16 protein-coding genes and 1 tRNA gene are annotated in these 16,122 nt (G+C 65.1%); 8 read left to right on the forward strand and 9 right to left on the reverse strand.

The genetic code is table 11. The features are described from left to right. The first annotated feature begins 130 nt into the window (after window positions 1-130). The 4 genes from N4G42_RS15570 (at window position 131) to N4G42_RS15590 (ending at window position 2,184) form a co-directional block, all read left to right on the forward strand. A complete protein-coding gene (locus tag N4G42_RS15570; RefSeq protein WP_260667831.1) occupies window positions 131-352 on the forward strand; it encodes a hypothetical protein in 222 nt (73 codons plus the stop codon). Next, complete coding sequence (locus N4G42_RS15575; RefSeq protein WP_260667832.1) at window positions 349-609, forward strand: hypothetical protein; 261 nt, start codon at window positions 349-351, stop codon at window positions 607-609. The genes N4G42_RS15570 and N4G42_RS15575 overlap by 4 nt, the downstream gene beginning before the upstream one ends. Next, complete coding sequence (locus N4G42_RS15580) at window positions 606-833, forward strand: hypothetical protein (protein ID WP_260667833.1); 228 nt, start codon at window positions 606-608, stop codon at window positions 831-833. Before N4G42_RS15575 ends, N4G42_RS15580 begins: the two co-directional genes overlap by 4 nt. 175 nt (window positions 834-1,008) lie before the next feature. Beyond that, window positions 1,009-2,184, forward strand: coding sequence for a site-specific integrase (locus N4G42_RS15590; protein ID WP_260667835.1), 1,176 nt, complete (start codon window positions 1,009-1,011; stop codon window positions 2,182-2,184). A gap of 56 nt (window positions 2,185-2,240) precedes the next feature. Here the strand turns inward: N4G42_RS15590 and N4G42_RS15595 are convergent. The 3 genes from N4G42_RS15595 to N4G42_RS15605 all read right to left on the reverse strand — a co-directional run bounded on the left by N4G42_RS15595 (window position 2,241) and on the right by N4G42_RS15605 (window position 5,612). Beyond that, window positions 2,241-2,317, reverse strand: a tRNA-Val gene (locus N4G42_RS15595). 116 nt (window positions 2,318-2,433) lie between these two features. Next, window positions 2,434-4,647, reverse strand: coding sequence for a RelA/SpoT family protein (locus tag N4G42_RS15600; protein WP_056064207.1), 2,214 nt, complete (start codon window positions 4,645-4,647; stop codon window positions 2,434-2,436). Beyond that, complete coding sequence (locus N4G42_RS15605) at window positions 4,644-5,612, reverse strand: alpha/beta fold hydrolase (RefSeq protein ID WP_260667836.1); 969 nt, start codon at window positions 5,610-5,612, stop codon at window positions 4,644-4,646. Before N4G42_RS15605 ends, N4G42_RS15600 begins: the two co-directional genes overlap by 4 nt. 116 nt (window positions 5,613-5,728) lie before the next feature. Here N4G42_RS15605 and N4G42_RS15610 point away from each other — a divergent pair, with 116 nt between their 5' ends. Continuing rightward, window positions 5,729-6,511 carry a 3-hydroxybutyrate dehydrogenase gene (locus N4G42_RS15610; RefSeq protein WP_260667837.1) on the forward strand — a complete coding sequence of 261 codons (783 nt, stop codon included), beginning with the start codon at window positions 5,729-5,731 and terminating at the stop codon, window positions 6,509-6,511. Window positions 6,512-6,627: 116 nt separating this feature from the next. On the opposite strand, the gene N4G42_RS15615 is transcribed toward N4G42_RS15610, so the two are convergent. Further along, window positions 6,628-7,341: an SIMPL domain-containing protein gene (locus N4G42_RS15615; RefSeq protein ID WP_260667838.1), complete on the reverse strand. Its 714-nt coding sequence runs from the start codon at window positions 7,339-7,341 to the stop codon at window positions 6,628-6,630. A 217-nt stretch (window positions 7,342-7,558) separates the two neighbouring features. Here N4G42_RS15615 and ompR point away from each other — a divergent pair, with 217 nt between their 5' ends. Together ompR and N4G42_RS15625 are read left to right on the forward strand one after the other, a co-directional pair. After that, window positions 7,559-8,290 (forward strand): two-component system response regulator OmpR, encoded by a 732-nt coding sequence (gene ompR / locus N4G42_RS15620; RefSeq protein ID WP_015014739.1) that lies wholly within the window; start codon window positions 7,559-7,561, stop codon window positions 8,288-8,290. 6 nt (window positions 8,291-8,296) lie between these two features. After that, entirely contained in the window at window positions 8,297-9,826 is a 1,530-nt protein-coding gene (locus tag N4G42_RS15625) for a sensor histidine kinase (RefSeq protein WP_056064216.1), read from the forward strand. A gap of 60 nt (window positions 9,827-9,886) precedes the next feature. Here N4G42_RS15625 and gudD read toward each other — a convergent pair whose 3' ends face one another. The 3 genes from gudD to kdgD all read right to left on the reverse strand — a co-directional run bounded on the left by gudD (window position 9,887) and on the right by kdgD (window position 13,275). Continuing rightward, window positions 9,887-11,239: a glucarate dehydratase gene (gudD, locus tag N4G42_RS15630; protein ID WP_260667839.1), complete on the reverse strand. Its 1,353-nt coding sequence runs from the start codon at window positions 11,237-11,239 to the stop codon at window positions 9,887-9,889. Window positions 11,240-11,288: 49 nt separating this feature from the next. Further along, window positions 11,289-12,278 carry a Bug family tripartite tricarboxylate transporter substrate binding protein gene (locus N4G42_RS15635; protein ID WP_056746655.1) on the reverse strand — a complete coding sequence of 330 codons (990 nt, stop codon included), beginning with the start codon at window positions 12,276-12,278 and terminating at the stop codon, window positions 11,289-11,291. A gap of 85 nt (window positions 12,279-12,363) precedes the next feature. Continuing rightward, entirely contained in the window at window positions 12,364-13,275 is a 912-nt protein-coding gene (gene kdgD / locus N4G42_RS15640) for a 5-dehydro-4-deoxyglucarate dehydratase (RefSeq protein ID WP_056745084.1), read from the reverse strand. Window positions 13,276-13,496: 221 nt separating this feature from the next. On the opposite strand from kdgD, the gene N4G42_RS15645 reads away from it, so the two are divergent. Continuing rightward, entirely contained in the window at window positions 13,497-14,534 is a 1,038-nt protein-coding gene (locus N4G42_RS15645) for a LacI family DNA-binding transcriptional regulator (protein WP_260667840.1), read from the forward strand. A gap of 45 nt (window positions 14,535-14,579) precedes the next feature. On the opposite strand, the gene ispF is transcribed toward N4G42_RS15645, so the two are convergent. Both ispF and N4G42_RS15655 read right to left on the reverse strand, forming a co-directional pair. Next, complete coding sequence (ispF, locus tag N4G42_RS15650; RefSeq protein WP_056064230.1) at window positions 14,580-15,059, reverse strand: 2-C-methyl-D-erythritol 2,4-cyclodiphosphate synthase; 480 nt, start codon at window positions 15,057-15,059, stop codon at window positions 14,580-14,582. A gap of 114 nt (window positions 15,060-15,173) precedes the next feature. After that, window positions 15,174-16,088 (reverse strand): 2-C-methyl-D-erythritol 4-phosphate cytidylyltransferase, encoded by a 915-nt coding sequence (locus N4G42_RS15655; protein WP_260667841.1) that lies wholly within the window; start codon window positions 16,086-16,088, stop codon window positions 15,174-15,176. Window positions 16,089-16,122: the final 34 nt, after the last annotated feature.

Consider the following 16,122-nt stretch of genomic DNA (forward strand, 5'->3'; position numbering starts at 1 on the left):
CAGTTCGCATTGGATCGCTCAACGCCATCATCATGAGTTACCTTGGAAACGACGCAGAGATCACTATTGGAGAGACACACACCACCTACTACGGTGGCGCCAAGCCCTTCAAAACGCAGGAAGGTCGTACATGACCTACCGCCCAAACCCCGACAGCTTGGCAGGCCTGGTGCTGGGCTTCCTGTCCCGCAACCACGAAAAGCCCATGCCTATTGACCGCGCGAAGGCTGTTGCCGAGGTGGCTGCCGTGCTGGTGAATTCGGCGAAAGTGGAGGTGCAGTACCTCAAGGCCACACAGCAAAGGCGCGGAACCTTCTTCGAAGCGCTGCCCGCGCCTGGAGGTGGAGCATGAAGCCTATCTGCACAACCCTGACCAAGGCCGACACAGTGGCCCTGTGGCACGCAGTGCAGGCCCAGAGCGACCTGTTCCGGGCAACCCGGGATCTTCACCGTAAGGATGGCCAGTTCACTGCTGAGCAGATCGAGGGCGAACGCCTGCGGCTCCTGCACTCGAAGCGCGCGCTGCGCAAAGTGAACGCCATCCGAAAGCAGCAGGACATGCAGGTGCTGCGGGTCGAACACAACGCTGCAGGAGGTGGAGCGCCATGAGCCAGATGGACAACACCGTGACCAGGGAAGAGCTCAACGCCCTGCATGCTGTGGTTGAGGACTGGGGGAAAAAGCGGCGCAGGCACTGCAGCATGTTCTCTCAGCAGATGCCCGAGCAGGATCGCCAGAACCTTCATGTTGCCCGCCGGGCCATGGCCAAGGTTCACAGGCTATTCAAACAGGGTGCGCTGGCGGACCGGTGCGCAGGAGGTGCCGAACCATGACAGACGCTGTGATGGTAGCCCCCACCCGATTCGTCACGATCCGCCTGTACGCGGCGATCTCAGGGCACACGGAAAAAGCCATTCGCCGAAAGATGGAGCGCGGGGTGTGGCTTGAGGGAAAGCACTGGCGCCGGGCCGATGGCGTCATTTACATAGACACGAAAGAGACTGAGCGATGGGTCGAGACGGCAGCGGCGTAGAAGCCCGCGAGAAATCAATCCGGGTGAATTTCACCCTGGATGGACGATGGCAGCGCGTGCGCTTGGCTCTACCCCCCACCCCGGTGAATCTGCGGTATGCGGAGAAGCTGGTGGACAGGGTGCGCAAAGCAGTCGCGCGCGGCACTTTCGACTGGGCGGAGTTCTTCCCAGACGCGCCCCAGGCGAAAAAGGCGAAGCCCGCTCACACGTTCAAGCAGTGGTGCGATCTGTGGCTGGAAACCAAGGGCCGCTTGGCCAAGAACACCTTGAGCCAGTATCGGAACGCGCTTGAGGTGTGGCAGGGCCTGCTGGGGCCGGAGTCGGCCATGGAAAGCCTGAGCCATGCAGTCGTGGCGGCCAAGGTAGGAAAGACGCCGTGGAAGTCGGCGAAGCTGCTGAACAACTACCTTATTCCGCTGCGGGGTGTCTTCGCGCTGGCCGGCCGCGAGCTGGACCTGGGCGACCCGATGGAGGGCATCGAAAACAGCAAGCATCAGGCACAGCCACCTGACCCACTGAGCCCCCAGGAAATGGAGCAAGTGCTGGCCCACATGCGAGAGCGCTACGACGTGCGGGCTTGGGCCTACTTCGAGATGGCTTTCACGACCGGGATGCGGCCGGAGGAACTGATCGAGTTGCGATGGGGGGATGTGGATTGGTCCGCAGGCACCATCCGCGTGCAGCGCGCTCGCACGGCAGGCGAGGTGAAGCCCCTCAAGACGTACAACGTGCGGGATGTCGACCTGCTGGCCCGTGCGGTCGCAGCGCTGGAGGCGATGAAGCCCTGGACCATGGTGGGCAGCACGGACAAGACCGACCAGGATCTGGGGCGCCGGATTTTCGAGAACCCGATCACGGGGAAGGCGTGGCACGATGAGCGCAGCCAGCGCGACACGTTCTGGCGCCCTACCCTGCGTGCCTGCGGCATCCGGTGGCGCAGGGCCTACCAAACCCGCCACACATACGCTACCAACGCCCTGGCAGCGGGCGCCAACCCGGCCTACATCGCTAGGCAGATGGGGCACAAGAACGCCAAGATGCTGTTCAGCGTCTACGCGAAGTGGATCGATGGAGCGGACAGGGGAAGGGAGAAAGCCAAGATCGAGGCGATGCTGGGGCAGAAAGACAAAACCCGGCATGTAGCCGGGTAATCTCCCATAAATCTCCCGTGAGTTCCCGACGCTGGTCTCGTCGAGAGGGAGAAAGATGGTAGGCGCGATTGGACTCGAACCAACGACCCCCACCATGTCAAGGTGGTGCTCTAACCAGCTGAGCTACGCGCCTGTCGTTATCAAGACCACGATTATAGCCATAAAAATCGCCCCCTCGGGCACGGCAGGCTACAAATCACACAACGCGCGCGAAGCGGGCTCACAGGCAAGGCCCGCGCGCGTCTCGCCTCAACGACGGCGGGCAGAACGAACGCCCTGCACCCCAGCCACGATGCCGAGCACCTTGTTCAGGCGGCCTGAGTCAGACACTTCTACCGTGAACGTCATCCACGCCGTGCCTTTGACGGACTGGGTCTGCACACCGATCACATTGGTTTTTTCGCGGGCAAACACTTCCGAGATGTCGCGCAGCAGGCCCTGGCGGTCGGCGGCCTCCACCGCGACGTCCACAGGGTACACCGCCGTGGATGCCGATGGCTTGGGCACGCCCCACTCCACCTCGATCACACGCTCGGCGTTGCGTGCCGCCATCTCGCGGAAGTTGCTGCAGTCGGCACGGTGCACGCTCACCCCTTTGCCGCGCGTGACAAAGCCACGGATGGTGTCCGGCGGTGCGGGCTTGCAGCACTTGGCCAGCTGCGTCATCAGAGAGTCGATGCCCACCACCAGCACACCGCCCTTGGGGGCCGCGTCGTTGGTGCGTGTTTTCTTGAGCAGCAGATAGTCGTCGGGCTGCAGCACGGGCTCGGGCGGGCGCAGCACCGTTTCGATGTTGCGCAGCGAAAACTCATCCTTGCCCACCACCTCAAACAGCGCGTCGGCCGACTTGAAGCCCAGTTGCACCGCCAGATCGTCGAGTTTGATGGCGGTCTTGCCTTCGCGCTGCAACAGCTTTTCGACCGCCTCGCGGCCCCGGGCCACTGTCTCGTGGGTGGCCTGTGCGTTGAACCAGGCACGCACCTTGGCCTTGGCGCGATTGCTGGTGAGATAGCCCAGCTCGGCATTGAGCCAGTCGCGCGAGGGGCGCCCTTCCTTGACGGTGGAGATTTCAACCGTCTGCCCGTTTTGCAACGGGGTATTGAGCGGCACCATCACACCATCGACCTTGGCGCCCCGGCAGCGGTGGCCCAGGCTGGTGTGGACCGAGTAGGCAAAGTCCACCGGGGTGGCGCCCTGGGGCAGCTCCACCACAGCGGCATCGGGGGTCAGCACGTAGATGCGGTCCTCGAACAAGCCCCGGTTGGGCAACGCGCCCGCAAGGTCCCGCTCCCATGCCAGCAGCTGGCGCAGCACGGCAATCTTGGCGTCGTACTCGCCCGTTGCAGACACACCCGCATAACCTTTGGCCCCGGCCTCCTTATAGGCCCAGTGCGCGGCCACGCCATGCTCGGCGTGTTCGTGCATGGCCTGGGTGCGGATCTGGATCTCGATGGGCTTGCCGTTGTCGTCCCGCACGATGGTGTGCAGCGACTGGTAGCCGTTGGGTTTGGGCTTGGCGATGTAGTCGTCAAACTCCTCCACGATGGGCTTGAACTGCTCGTGCACCCAGCTCAGGGCGGCGTAGCAGTCCTTCACCGTGGGCACCACCACACGCAGCGCGCGGATGTCGAACACCTGATCGAAGTTGAGCGACTTGCCACGCATCTTCTTGACGATGCTGTAGATGTGCTTGGGGCGGCCCGCCACGGTGGCGCTGATGCTGCGCGCACGCAGGTCGGATTCGAGCCGCGCGCGCAGCTGCTCCATGTAGACCTCGCGCTCGCCACGCTTTTCGTCAAGCAGGCGGGCCACTTCCTTGTAGGTGTCGGGCTCCAGGAAGCGGAAGGACAGGTCCTCCAGCTCCCACTTCACCTGCCAGATACCCAGGCGGTTCGCCAGCGGCGCAAACACCTGCAGCGACTCGCGCGCCAGGCTGGGCGACACGGGGCGCTTGCTGGCCGCATGAAAACGGAGCGTCTGCAAGCGCGAGGCCAGCCGCAGCATCACCACGCGCAGGTCGCGCGAGAACGCCAGCAGCATCTTGCGCACGTTCTCCGTCTGCACGGCCGGGTCGTCCAGCGGTGCAGCCGCGCGGGCCTGCTGCTGCACGCGCATCAGCTTGGTGGTCTCCACCGCCAGCGCCGCGAAGTTGGCGCCAAAGGCCTTGGCAATCACCTCCTCGGGTTTGTTCAGATGGATGCAGGCGTGTACCAGATAGCTGGCCGCCTGCATGGCTTCGGAACCGCCAATGCCCTTGAGGATGGCGGCTACCGCATCGGCGTGGGCCAGCGTGTTCTCGCCGGAATCGAGCGTCTCGCCCGCCATCAGGGGTTCGGCAAAAGCGCGCGCGCGGGCCAGTGCGTTCACCTGCTCCGGCAGGGTGTGTGCCGTGGCGGCGATGAGCTGGGGGACAGCGTCGGCCTGGGGGGTGAGAGACGCTGGTGCAGGAGGGTTGGTTTTCATCCGGCCACAGCACCCTCTGCCGCCAGCAGGAAACTCGCGACTGCGGCGACCTGGTCTTCCGCCACCAGCGTGGGCGCGTGGCCCACACCGTCGAACTCCACCACGCGGGCCCGGGGCCCGCGCTGCGCCATGGCCTGCGCCGTATCGCGCGAGAGCAGGTCGGACTGCGCACCGCGCAACAGCAACGTCTGGGCCGTGATGTGGTCATACAGCTGCCACAGTGCCGCCTCGCCCGCCGCCGCAGCCTCCTGCGTCAACGTCTTGAACGGCACGGCAATCGCCGGGTCATAGTGCAGCGCAAGACCGCCTCCGGCGGACTGCGGCAGCTCGCGCACCATGGCGCGCGACAGGTCCAGCCACTGGGCGGGCGTGTGGGGGCCAAAGCTGGTGGAGATGGCCCACATTGCATCGGCCGCCTGCTGCAGCGATGCAAATCGCGCGGGCTGCCCCAGATACTGTCCGATGCGCTGCAGCGCCTGCCACTGGATGACAGGCCCCACATCGTTCAACACTAGCCGGCGCACAGGCATCGGCAAGGGCAGGCCCGGCTGGCCGGTGATGCCCATGCCGATGAGTCCGCCCATGCTCGTGCCCACCCAGTCCAGCGTGGTGATGGGGGCTTGCTGGTGCAACTGCGCCAGCAATGCCAGCATGTCCGCCGCGTATTGGGGAATCTGGTAGCCCATGGGGTCGGCCAGCCAGTCACTGCGTCCCCGGCCCACTACGTCGGGGCAGATCACCCGTGCATGCTGGCTCAGCACGCGGGCCAAGGTATCAAAATCCCGCCCCTGGCGCGACAGGCCATGCACGCAGACGATGACGTGCGGGTGCGCCGGGTTGCCGGTGGCGTTCCACTCCCAATACGCCATGCGGTGCTGCTGTGCGGGAGCGGGTGCGCGGTCTGAAGTCTCCGGCGAGGCCGCGGGGCCTGGGCACAGTACGTAGTTCAGCGTAGGTTCAATCATGGGTGCGAAATCCGGGGGCAGCGCTCGATAATGCTGTGGTCGTTGGCACCCATCGCTTGCCCCTGAGTGCCGACTTTTTCTTGTCGTCGCATCGTAATTCATTCGGAGAGACTCCCATGCTGAAAGGCAAAACTGCCCTCGTCACCGGCTCCACCAGCGGCATTGGTCTTGGCATCGCCAAGGCCCTGGCGCGCCAGGGCGCCAACATCGTGCTCAACGGCTTTGGCGATGTGGATGGCCCCCGCGCCGAGGTGCTGGCAGCTGGCGTGGCTGCGGGCGCCCAGGTGGCTTACCACGGCGCCGATATGAGCCGTGTGGCCGACATCGAAGACATGATGAAGTACAGCGCCAGCCAGTTTGGCCGCGTGGACATCCTGATCAACAACGCAGGCATCCAGCACGTGGCCAATGTGGAGAACTTTCCCGTCGAACGCTGGGACTCCATCATCGCCATCAACCTGACCAGTGCCTTCCACACCTCGCGCCTGGCCCTGCCCGCGATGAAGAGCGCCAACTGGGGCCGCATCATCAACGTGGCGTCGGTGCACGGCCTGGTGGGATCGGCCCAGAAGTCCGCCTATGTAGCCGCCAAGCACGGCATCGTGGGCCTGACCAAGGTCACCGCGCTGGAGAACGCCACCACCGGCGTGACCTGCAACGCCATCTGCCCAGGCTGGGTGCTGACGCCACTGGTGCAAAAGCAGGTGGACGCCAAGGCCGCCGAACACGGCATATCCAATGAAGAAGCCAAGAAGCTGCTGCTGGGCGAGAAGGAGCCTTCGATGCAGTTCACTACGCCCGAGGAGTTGGGCGAACTGGCCGTGTTCTTCTGCTCCCCCGCCGCCAACAACGTGCGTGGCGTGGCGTGGAACATGGACGGCGGCTGGGCTGCTCAGTAAGCCGGTGCTGAGCAATCGCTCTGCTTTTGATAGCTGCCAGCGCTTATTGCACTAGCGCTTGCAGCCGTTTTTATTTCAAACAGGGCACACCCAGCGACTCAGGGGGCTCAGAGGCCTCAGCGCATCTGCACCGAGCCCGACACGTTCACCGTGACCTGGGCCTTGCCCGCTTCCACCGGCACGGCTGAGTCCGAGAACGACGCCGCCTTGGCCTCGGCGGCCATCATGCGGGGCCGGGGGCCGGGCGACATTTCATTGCTGTTCACCGCCACTTCGCGCAAGCTGTAGTTCGCAAATCCAAAGCCCTTGGCCAGTTCGGCCGCACGGGCCTTGAACTGCTCGATGGCCTGGGTCTGGGCCTCGGACTCCACCTTGGCGCGGGCCTCGCGCGACAGGCCAAACGCCACCTGGCTGATCGCCAAGGTCTGAATCTTGCCGGCGGTGGCCGTGATGCGCGCGAAGTCACGGCCCTCCAGCACCAACTCTGCCCGGCCCTGCCAGCCGTTGATCTTGCCGTCCTTGCCATAGCGGGGGTACAGCCCGAACGGACCGGTGCGCACGTCCAGCTGGCCTGGCTGCGCATTGCGCTTGGCCTCGGTCAGTGCAGCATCCAGCGCCTGCTTGAGTTGGGTTTGCACGGTAGCGGCATCGGCGGCCTCTTTACTGGTGGCAAGGTTGAGCACCAGCAGGTCTTGCTGCACCTCCACCGTGCCCGTGGCCGACAGCTGCACCACATTGCGCAGCTCTGGGGCCGGTACATTTTGGGCAAAAGCGGCGCTTGCGCAGGCAATCAATGCACTGGCAGCTATCAATTTAGTAGTGTTTTTCATCATCACTCGGTCCTTGTCATTGGTGCACGCCCCGGTTGCCAGGGGTGCGGGGCCCCACCTTAACCGCAGTGCGCTACGCCCTTGACAAAGCCATGTCGCACGAGGTGCGAAGCTGGGCAAAACTTGTAACAGTTGGTCAAACCCGGCCTCCAAACCCGAACTTCGGCGTTCCAACTGGTCAGAATTGGCTCTGTTACAAATTGGACTTGAGATCAACATGGCCACAACACCCAATCGCACCGACAAAGTTCTGGTAGTGGACGACGACGCCCGCATCCGCGACCTGCTGCGCCGCTACCTCACCCAAGAGGGTTTTGAAGTCATGGTTGCCGAAGACGGCAAGGCCCTCAACCGCCTGCTGCTGCGCGAGACGGTGGACATCATCGTGCTGGACCTGATGATGCCCGGCGAAGACGGTTTGTCGATCTGCCGCCGCCTGCGCGCCGCCAACGACCGCACCCCCATCATCATGCTCACTGCCAAAGGCGAGGACGTGGACCGCATCGTGGGCCTGGAAGTGGGCGCCGACGATTACCTGGGCAAGCCCTTCAACCCGCGCGAGCTGCTCGCCCGCATCCACGCCGTGCTGCGCCGCCGCCCCGCCCAGGAAGCCCCAGGCGCCCCCTCGGGCGACAACGAAGTCGTCACCTTTGGCCCCTTCACCTTCGATCTGGGCACGCGCGCACTGCAGCGCAACGGCGAAGAACTGCCTTTGACCACCGGCGAATTCGCCATGCTCAAGGCCCTGGTGCGCCACCCGCGCCAGCCCCTGTCGCGCGAAAAGCTGGCTCTGCTGGCCCGCGGCCGCGAGTTCGAGCCCTTCGACCGCAGCCTGGACGTGCAGGTCTCTCGCCTGCGCAAGCTGGTGGAAGTGGACGCCGCTGCGCCCCGCTACATCCAGACCGTCTGGGGCGTGGGCTACGTGTTTGTGCCGGACGGAACGAGCTGATAGTTCATGGCCAACACTGAGGGCAAGCCGAGATCTTCGTCCCGCAAGTCTGTCACCGCCCCCTCCGACGCCACCAGCCCTGCCCCGCTGGAGGCCATTCGGCGGGCGCGGGAACAGCGTGCGCGCGTCGGTCTGAACCTTTTCTGGCGCACGTTTTTTCTGCTGGCCCTGCTGCTGGTGGGCAGCATCCTGGCGTGGCTGCAAACCCTGCGCGCGCTGGAGTTTGAACCGCGCACGCTGCAGACCGCGCAGCAGATTGCATCGCTGGTCAACCTGAGCCGCGCCGCGCTAGTGCACTCCGACGCCATCGCGCGCGTGTCGCTCATCAAGACCATGGCCGACCAGGAGGGGGTGCGCATCCTGCCGCGCGAGCCCAAGGACAAGTACGCGCTGCTCGACCCGACGGCCCTGGGCAACCGCCTGACCGACGAGCTGACCATGCGCCTGGGCCCGGACACCATCGTGGCGCAAAGCGTGAACGGAGAAAACGGCCTGTGGGTCGGCTTCAACATCAACGGCGACCCCAACTGGCTGCTGATGGACCGCTCGCGCTTCAGCCCGGCAGGGGGACGCACCTGGCTGATCTGGCTGATCACGGCCGCCGCGCTGTCGCTGGCCGGTGCCGCGGCCATTGCCCGGCTGATCAACCGCCCGCTCAAGCAGCTGTCCTATGCGGCCAACCGCGTCAAAGACGGTGACTTTGCCGCCAGCCACCTCGACGAAGAAGTGGTGACCAGCGAAATCCGCGAGGTGAACATCGGCTTCAACCGCATGGCCCAAAAGCTGGCCAAGCTGGAACAGGACCGCGCCGTGATGCTGGCAGGCATTTCGCACGACCTGCGCACGCCGCTGGCGCGCCTGCGGCTGGAAACCGAGATGAGCGTGACCGACGAAGTGGCCCGCGAGCACATGGTGGCCGACATCGTGCAGCTAGACGCCACCATCGACAAGTTTCTGGACTACGCACGGCCCGACCACGTGACGCTCACGCCGGTGAACCTGCATGCGGTGGTGTCGTCATGTGTGTACGCGGTGCAGGACCACCGCGAGCTGCAGATCACCATGGCGGTGCCTGAGGACCTGAACGTGCTGGCAGACGAGGTGGAATTGGCCCGTGTGATCTCCAACCTGCTGGAGAACGCCCGGCGCTACGGCAAGAACGAGGACACGGGCATCACCAACGTGGACATCGCCGCCAAGAGCCGCGAAAACTGGGTGCTGATCAAGTTGCGCGACCACGGCGCTGGCGTGCCGCCTGAGCAGCTGTCCAACCTCACCAAGCCGTTCTTCCGGGGCGACTCGGCGCGCACGGCAGCGGCGGGTGCAGGCCTGGGGCTGTCGATTGTGGACAAGACGGTGCAGCGCATGGGCGGCATTTTTGCGCTGGCCAACTCCAGCACCGGAGGCCTGGTGGCCCACCTGCAACTGCAGCGTGCCACCAGCCTGCCCGAAGGCGTGGACCCCAAGCAGCGCCTGCAGCGCCCATCCGTCAAGCGCCAGCTGCCCCGGCGACGGGCGGAAGACCGTATGGCCTGATCCCCTGCCCTGCCCCAACACAAAGCCCTCCACTGGAGGGCTTCGTGTTTTGGAACCGCCTCAGCGCACCATGCAAGGTGACTTGTTGTTGAACTTCCAGCCGGGGATCAGGTACTGCATCGCAATCGCGTCGTCGCGTGCCCCCAGGCCGTGCTGCAGGTACAGGCGGTGGGCGCGCTCAACCTCGTCCATGTCCAGCTCTACCCCCAGACCGGGCTTCTTGGGCAGGTCAATGAAACCATTCCTGATCTGGAACGGCTGCTTCGTCAGGCGCTCGCCGTCCTGCCAGATCCAGTGCGTGTCGATCGCGGTCACGCGGCCCGGGGCAGCGGCGCCCACGTGGGTGAACATGGCCAGCGAAACATCGAAATGGTTGTTGGAGTGCGAGCCCCAGGTCAGGCCGAAGGCCTGGCACATCTGCGCCACACGCACTGATCCGGCCATGGTCCAGAAATGCGGGTCTGCCAGCGGAATGTCCACCGACTGCAGCGCCAGGCTGTGCGCCATTTCGCGCCAGTCGGTGGCCACCATGTTGGTAGCGGTGAGCAGGCCGGTGGCGCGGCGGAACTCGGCCATCACCTCGCGGCCCGAGAACACGCCTTCTGCGCCGCAGGGGTCTTCGGCATAGGCCATCACGCCATGCAGGTCGCGCGTGAGGCGGATGGCGTCTTTCAACAGCCAGCCGCCATTGGGGTCCAGCGTCACGCGCGCTTCGGGGAAGCGCTCGTGCAGCGCGCGGATGGCCTCGACCTCTTCCTCGCCACGCAGCACACCGCCCTTGAGCTTGAAGTCAGCAAAGCCATAGCGCTGGTAAGCGGCCTCGGCCAGGTGCACGATGCCCTCAGCCGTCATGGCCTTTTCGTTGCGCAGGCGGAACCAGTCGTTGTCGGCGCCGGGCTCGGTGCGGTAGGCCAGATCGGTCTTTGCACGGTCGCCCACATAGAACAGGTAGCCCAGCATTTGCACCGATGTGCGCTGCACGCCGTCGCCCAGCAGCGCAGCCACGGGCACGCCCAGGTGCTGGCCCAGCAGATCGAGAAAGGCCGACTCCACCGCCGTCACGGCATGGATGGTGATGCGCAGGTCAAAGGTCTGCAGGCCACGCCCGCCCGCATCGCGGTCGGCAAACTGGGCGCGCATGGCATTGAGCACGGCGTTGTGGTGACCCACGGGCTGGCCCACGATGAGCGGTCGCGCATCTTCGATGGTCTGGCGGATCTTCTCGCCGCCGGGTACTTCGCCCACGCCTGTGTTGCCCGCGCTGTCACGCAGGATGAGCAGGTTGCGCGTGAAGAACGGACCGTGCGCGCCGCTCAGGTTCATGAGCATGCTGTCGTGGCCCGCTACAGGCACCACGCGCAGCTCGGTGATAACGGGGGTGCTGGTGGCAGATGGATTGGAAGAGTTGGTCATGGTGGTCAGAAAACGAGGATGAGGCGCGCCCGGCGCCTCGTGGCAGGGCTCAATCAGCGGTGATTTTTCGGGTCTCGATCACGGTCTTCCAACGGGCGAATTCGCGCGCTTGGTAGGCGGTGAAGGCTTCGGGCGTGCTGCCGACAATCTCCAGGCCCTGGTCCAGCATGCGCTTTTTCACGGCCGGGTCGTTGATGGCTGCGATGGCGGCGTCAGCGAGCTTCTTCTTGAGTGCAGGCGGCAGGCCCTTGGGTGCGGCCATGCCCTGCCAGGAGTACACCTCAGCACCGGCCACGCCCGCTTCGGCCAGCGTGGGTACATCCGGCAACACAGGGCTGCGCTTGTCGCCCGTCACAGCGATGGCATGCAGCTTGCCCGCACGGATGTGCTGCAACACGGCGTTCACGTTCTGGAACGAGAACTCCACCTGCCCGCCCAGCAGGTCGTTGATGGCCGGTGCGCCACCCTTGTAGGGAATGTGCAGGCCTTCGGTGCCACTCTGCTGCCAGAACACTTCGGCAGAAAGGTGGTCTGACGAGCCGTTGCCCGAGCTGGCAAAACTCACCTTGCCAGGGTTGGCCTTGAGCTGGGCGATCACCTCCTTCACGGTGCGCGCCTTCTGTCCGGGGGCTGCGACCAGCACGTTGGGCGCCTGTACCGGCACGGTGATGTAGTCAAAGTCCTTGAGGGCGTCGTACGGCACGCTCTTGAGCAAGTGCGGCGCCACGACAAAGGCACCCAGCGACGACACCAGCAGCGTGTAGCCATCGGCTGGCGCGCGCTTGACCATGCCCGCGCCCAGTGTGCCCGTGGCACCCGGGCGGTTGTCCACCACGAAGTTCTGGCCCAACTTGTCGCCCATGTGCAGGGCCATGGCGCGGGCCACCATGTCGGTGGAACCGCCGGCCGGGAACGGCACGACGATGGTCACGGGTTTATCGGGCCAGGTGGCAGCAGCTGGCGCGGCGGTCTGCGCAGATGCGGCAAAGGCAAGGCCACAGGCGGCAGCAACAAGCAACAGTTTCTTGGCAACGAACATGAGGGTGTCTCCGAAAGTAGTGATGGCAGGCCCTCTGCGGGGCCTCGGGGGTGGATGAGAAAAGGAAGGAATCAGCCGGCCGGGTTCACTGCGGCCCGAGCTTGTCAATCAGCGCCTTGAGCTCTTGCATCTCATGGGGCTTGAGGTCCGTCAGCGGCGCCCGCACCGGCCCGCCGTCATGGCCCACGATGCGTGCCCCCGCCTTGATGATCGACACGCCATAGCCCTCCACCCGGTTGCGAATGGCCAGGTACGGCATGAAGAACGACTTGAGCAGCCGGTGTTGCGTGGCCGTGTCATCGCTGGCCACTGCCTTGTAGAACTCCATCGCCGTCTTGGGGATGAAGTTGAACACCGCCGACGAATACACCGGCGTGCCCAGCGCCTTGTAGGCAGCGGCATACACCTCCGCCGTGGGCAGACCGCCCAGGTACGAGAAGCGGTCACCCATCTTCATGTAGATGGAAGACATGGTCTCGATGTTGCCCACACCGTCCTTGAACCCCACCAGGTTCGGACAACGCTCGGCCAGGATGGCCAGGGACTCGGCCGTCAGCTTGGTGCGGTCGCGGTTGTAGACGATCACACCGAACTTCACGCTCTTGCAGACCTGCTCCACATGGGCGATCAGGCCTTCCTGGCCAGCTTCGGTCAGGTAATGCGGCAACAGCAGGATGCCATGGGCGCCCAGGCGCTCGGCCTCCTGGGCATGGGCAATGGCCGTGCGGGTGGGGCCACCGGCCCCGGCAATGATCGGCACCTTGCCCCGGCAGGTATCCACGGCCGTCTTGATGACCTCGCTGTACTCCGGGCCCGAGAGCGAGAAATACTCACCCGTGCCACCGGCGGCAAACAGGGCGCTGGCGCCGTAGGGGGCGAGCCACTCCAGGCGCTCGATGTAGGTCTTGGGGCGGAAGTTGCCCTGCTCGTCGAAGTCGGTGATGGGGAACGAGAGCAGGCCGGAGCCCATGATGGTTTTGAGTTCTTGCGGGGTCATGGTGAAAAGCGGGCGGTGGGTAAGAGGTCCTCGAAGGTCGTACAAGTCACAGAATCTCTGCTCTAAATTGGGAAATTTCTGCGATTTATGCAAATGTTAACGTTAACATCATCAGACAACATAGTGAAAACCCTTATGTTGACAAATTTCACTGGAGTGCCGTCGCACAGGGGCGTGCACGGTGCCAGCCCGAAGTCACGCGCCCTTTAGACTCCACCACCATGCAAGCTCCTGATCCGGCCCGCACTGCCCCACCCTCCGGCCGCGACCGCTCGGCGGTCACGCTGCGCGAGGTAGCCGAACGGGCTGGCGTGTCGATGATTACCGTGTCGCGCGCCATCAACACGCCGCAGCAGGTGTCTGAGCGCACACGGCAACGGGTTCAGGAAGCCGTTTCCGCGTTGGGCTATGTGCCCAACCTGGTGGCAGGCGGGTTGCGTTCGGCGCGCAGCCACGTGGTGACGGCACTGGTCCCCACGCTCACGGGGCCACTGTTTGGTGAAATGGTGCAGGCCCTCACCGATGCGCTGGAACTGCGCGGCTTTCAGGTCATGGTGGGCCAGGTGGGCTACGCCCGTTCACGCGAAGACGAGTTGCTGCGCGCCATCGTGGGCCGGCGGCCCGATGGGATCGTGCTCACGGGGGTCATGCACTCACCCGAGGGGCGGCGGTTGCTGATGGCCTCGGGCATTCCGGTGGTGGAAACCTGGGACTTCACGGACACCCCCATCGACATGCTGGTCGGCCTGCGCCACGAAGCGCTGGGCGCCGCCGTGTGCGAGCACCTGTTCGCCAGGGGACGGCGACGGCTGGCGCTGCTCAGTGGCGGAGACGAGCGCGCGGCGCGGCGCGCTCAGGGCTTTGCTGACGCCGCCGCGCGCCTGGGTCTGCGCCCGCCCGCCGTGCGACTGGGTAAATCACCCACCACCCACGCAGATGGCCGTGCAGGGCTCGCAGCCCTGCTGGCCGACGTGCCCGATATCGACGCAGTGTTCTGCAGCTCCGACATGCTCGCCCTGGGCGTGCTCACCGAAGCCAGGGCCCGAGCAATCGCAGTGCCTCAGCAACTCGCTGTGATGGGGTTTGGCGACATCGACTTTGCCGAGACCGTCAGCCCGTCTCTTTCCACCGTGCGCATCGACGGCACACGCATGGGCCGGACAGCGGCTCAGTGGATTGCCGACCGGGCCGAGGGCAAGGCAGGCGCCCAGCCCGTGGTGGACATCGGCTTTTCCATCGTGGAGCGCAGTAGCAGCTGAGCGCTGCAAGACCCTGCGCCAAAGGCCGGGCCAATCCCCTGCGACTTACGCCCGGTAGACCAGCGCTATGGCTCGTGCCTCCATGGCCAGCCCCTGCCCTACCGGGCCCAGGCGCTCGGCCGTCTTGGCTTTCACATTGACCTGGTCCTCTGCCACACCCACCGCGCGGGCGATGGCGGCCCGCATGCCAGGGATGTGCGCCGCCAGGCGTGGGGCCTGGGCGACAACCGTACTGTCGATGTTGCCGATCTCAAAGCCCGCTGCGCGCACCCGCCGCGCCGCCTCGGCCAGCAGCACGCCCGAGTCTGCGCCCCGGAACGCGGCATCGGTGTCGGGGAAATGGCGGCCAATGTCTCCCAGTGCCGCCGCGCCGAGCAGCGCGTCGGTGATGGCGTGCAGCAATACGTCGGCGTCCGAGTGGCCCAGCAGGCCTGTCGGGTGAGGGATCTCCACCCCACCAATCACCAGGCGGCGGCCGGGCACCAGCGCATGTACGTCCCAACCTTCTCCAATCCTGAAATTCATTTGTCTGCCTTTGTGAAGGTTTGTGTGAGGAGTCGCGGGGAACGTCGGACGGTTTCCCCCGATGAGCAACGCAGTCAGCGCGCCAGTGATGCCGGCAGCGCCATGCGCAGCGGACTAAAAAAGATTCTTCTTGCCAGGGGCCGTACTCACCTGCCCCCGCTCCCCGCCAAAGCGCTCCAGCGTGGTGCTGTGCGCACGCTGGGCCAGCACCGCAGCCGCCAGCGCGAAATCGTCCGGGTAAGTGACCTTGAAATTCTGCGCCCCGCCGGGCACCAGCCGGGGGTGAAAACCCAGGGCCTCCATCGCACTGGCTTCATCAGTCACGTTGGAGCCCACCTTGTCGATGGCCTCCATCAGCGGGCCGATGCGGAACATCTGCGGCGTCTGCGCCAGCCACTTGTCGCTGCGGTCCACGGTGGAGGCCACGCGCACGCCGCCCGGGCCGTCGATGGAAGTCTTGAGCGTGTCGGCCAGCTTGTGCGCCAACAGGCCACCCACACTGTCGCCCGCGCATTGGTCGATGAGCGCATCGATCTGCTCTGAGGTCACGAGGCAGCGCGCTGCGTCATGCACCAGCACCCAGTCGCCAGGCTGGGCACCACGATCCAGCAGCGCCTTGAGGCCACCCAGCACCGTGTCGGCACGCGTGGGGCCACCACACTCCACCACAAAAAATGCGGGATGGGCATGGGCATCCAGAAAGTGATCCCCCGGCGCCACGGCCACCAGCGTACCCAGCAAGCGCCCGACCCCGGCAAACGCAGCCAGTGTGTGCAGCACCATCGGATGGCCTGCCACCAGGTGGTATTGCTTGGGCAACGGGGCAACCGCCACGGGTGCATTGGCAGACAGCGCTGAGGTGGGCGAAAAAGCCGCCACGGTCGATGCCTGCACAGGCTGTGCTGAAGGGGCCATGCCTGGGCCTGCCGGCACGGCCCGCGACCCGACCCCTGCACAGGGCACCAAGGCCCAAAAACGCCCTTGGGCCGACAAGGGGGTGAGCGAAGGGTGCAACAGAGGAGCAGTCATGGAGCGCTCATTCTAAAATCTCCCGTTGCCCCCG

Source organism: Acidovorax sp. K2F, from assembly GCF_025246485.1.
Lineage (GTDB): Bacteria > Pseudomonadota > Gammaproteobacteria > Burkholderiales > Burkholderiaceae_C > Acidovorax > Acidovorax delafieldii.